A 2958-nucleotide genomic window follows, 5' to 3' on the forward strand; every position below is an offset into this window, starting at 1 on the left:
TAGAGGCTGCAGTTGCAGACCATGCTGAAGGACTATACAACGATGGAAAACTAGTTGGATGCGTAAAGAGAGCCCATGATGTAGATTCAAACCTTACATCCCATATACTCTTTGAAAACCTTGTAGTAAAGGCATCTGGAGTGCTAGCATTTAACAACCTACTTGAAAAGAACAACATAGATGCAGCATCCATAGACTATGTAATAGAATGCTCCGAAGAAGCATGTGGAGACATGAATCAAAGAGGTGGAGGAAACTTCGCCAAAGCAATAGCAGAAAAATGTAATGCAATAAATGCAACAGGATCAGATACAAGAGGATTCTGTGCAGCACCTGTACATGCACTTATCCAGGCATCAGCCCTTGTAAAGGCAGGAGTATATAAAAATGTAGTAATAGTGGCAGGTGGAGCAACTGCAAAGCTTGGAATGAATGGAAAAGACCATGTCAAAAAGGACATGCCAGTACTTGAAGACGTACTAGGAGCATTTGCAATACTAATAAGCGAAAATGACGGCATAAACCCACAAATAAGAACAGACCTTGTAGGAAGACATACAGTAGGAACAGGATCCTCTCCCCAGGCAGTAATAACAGCACTTATTACAGACCCTCTTGATAAGGCAGGACTTAAAATAACAGATATAGACAAATATTCAGTAGAAATGCAAAATCCAGACATAACAAAACCAGCAGGAGCAGGAAACGTTCCAGAATCAAACTACAAGATGATAGGAGCCCTTGGAGTAAAGAGAAAAGACATAGAAAGAAAAGAACTCCTGGGATTCGTTAAAGATCATGGAATGAACGGATGGGCACCAACCCAGGGACATATACCATCAGGAGTGCCATATCTTGGATTTGCAATGGAAGACCTTACAACAGGAGATTTAAACAAGGCAATGATAGTAGGAAAAGGAAGTCTATTCCTAGGTCGTATGACCAACCTATTTGACGGAGTATCAGTAATACTCGAAAGAAACCCCGGTGCATCGGATGAGGCACCAGAAAGCACAGTATCGCAAGAAGTTGTAAAAAATATGATAGCTGAAGCAATGAGAGGATTTGCAACACAAATGCTCGACGGACAGGAGTAATCATATGGAAGAGAAAAAGATAAAACAACTCATTGGAAAAACAATGCTAGATATAGCAGAAGCAATAGAAACAGGATCATTCGGAGAAAAAACAAAGGTAGGAATAACAATACTTGGAAGCGAGCACGGAAGCGAAAACCTAATAAAGGGAGCAGAACTAGCCGCAAGAAACAACCCAGACATGGAAGTAATCCTAATAGGACCAAAGAATGATTCACAACTTGAGACCGTAGAAATAGACTGTGAATCAGACATGCACAATAAGATGGAAGAACTTCTCGATACAAAATACATAGATTCATGTGTAACCATGCACTACAACTTCCCAATAGGAGTATCAACAGTAGGAAAAGTATTCACTCCAGGAATGGGAAAGGAGATGTATCTAGCAACAACAACGGGCACATCATCGCTACACAGAAGCGAAGCAATGGTAAAAAACGCCCTTCACGGAATAATAACGGCAAAAGCAATGGGAATAGAAAAGCCTACAGTAGGGATACTAAACCTAGACGGAGCAAGACAGGTTGAAAGAGCCCTTAAGGATTTAGATTCAAAGGGATATAAGATAAACTTCGCAGAATCAATGCGTTCAGACGGCGGAGCCGTAATGAGAGGAAATGACCTCCTAATAGGAACAGCAGATATAATGGTAACAGATACCCTTACAGGAAACATAATGATGAAGGTGTTCTCATCCTTCACAACGGGAGGAAGCTACGAAGCATCGGGATTCGGATACGGACCTGGAATAGGTGAAAACTACGACAGGACAATACTTATCCTTTCAAGGGCTTCAGGCATTCCCGTAGTAGCAAATGCACTGTCCTATGCAAAGGACCTTGCAAAGGGAAGACTTGCAGAAAAATGCAGCGCAGAGTTTGAAGCGGCAAAAAAGGCAGGCCTTAATGAAATACTTGAATCATTAAAGGAAACCAAAAAAGTTGAATCAAAAGAAGAAGTTAAGATTCCTGAAAAGGAAATTGTAACGGGACAGATTGCAGGAATAGACATAATGGATCTTGAAGATGCAGTGGAAGCCTTATGGAAGGAAGACATCTATGCCGAAAGCGGCATGGGATGCACAGGTCCAATAGTTAGAGTAAGTGATGCCAAGGTCAAGGATGCAGTAGCAGCTCTTGTGAAGGCTGAATTCATGGCAGGCTAGTTCCTCTTTGTTTTTTGAAAATTGATTTCTAGGAACGGTAGTTTAACAACTCCATATATACAATATCAACTATACAAACAACAAAAAATTATCCGTTCCTTTAAATATTAAAATTTATTATCCGATACCAAGTATTCATGTGTTTAGCAAAATGCTTTTTATTGAGATAATGTAAATATCTATATTGAAAAACTGTTCTTTTTAAAGGGCAGTTTTTTATTACAGGAAATCACAATGAGGCTTTTCAATCCGTATTATTATGAAATTTTCGTAATTGACAAAAGATTAACAAAACACAATGCCCTATTATTAATATTTTGTAATATTTGAAGAGGGTCGATTATATTTGAGACTAGACAAAATATTAGTTGGACTTCCGTGAAGAAAATGTTTAAATTTGAAAGATGAATCTCTAGGAGGGTTAAGTCGATTAGATGATGCAAACCTTATATTTTGATACTGAATATAGCTACGAATTCATCTGGTTGATAAGGAGTCCAAATTTATAAAACGACTTTTTGTTAATTAAATATCATATATTGTTGACTGGAAAAGGTTATTATATAATATATATATATTGGTGTGACCATCACAATTTGGTTATCCCCAACCGTAGGTCGTACCATACTACCGAAGGAGGAAGTAAATGAATATTATTATCCCCATTAAGCAGGTTCCTGAAACGAGTAATGT

Annotated in this window: 2 protein-coding genes; both read left to right on the forward strand. The window is 38.5% G+C overall.

Going from position 1 to position 2958, the window contains the following annotated elements; genetic code table 11:
* Positions 1 to 1097 (forward strand): glycine/sarcosine/betaine reductase complex component C subunit beta (gene grdC / locus AC3AX0_RS10630; RefSeq protein ID WP_487550265.1); only part of this gene is annotated, 1097 nt, incomplete at its 5' end.
* Between the two features lie 4 nt (positions 1098 to 1101).
* On the forward strand, positions 1102 to 2265 hold the full coding sequence (grdD, locus tag AC3AX0_RS10635) for a glycine/sarcosine/betaine reductase complex component C subunit alpha (RefSeq protein ID WP_487550266.1): 1164 nt from the start codon (positions 1102 to 1104) through the stop codon (positions 2263 to 2265).
* Positions 2266 to 2958 lie beyond the last annotated feature (693 nt).

It is taken from the genome of Dethiosulfatibacter sp. (genome assembly GCF_983023055.1).

Coding starts and splice junctions, on each gene's coding strand:
- grdD (WP_487550266.1), top strand. CDS start 1,102: ATGGAAGAGAAAAAGATAAAACAACTCATTGGAAAAACAATGCTAGAT.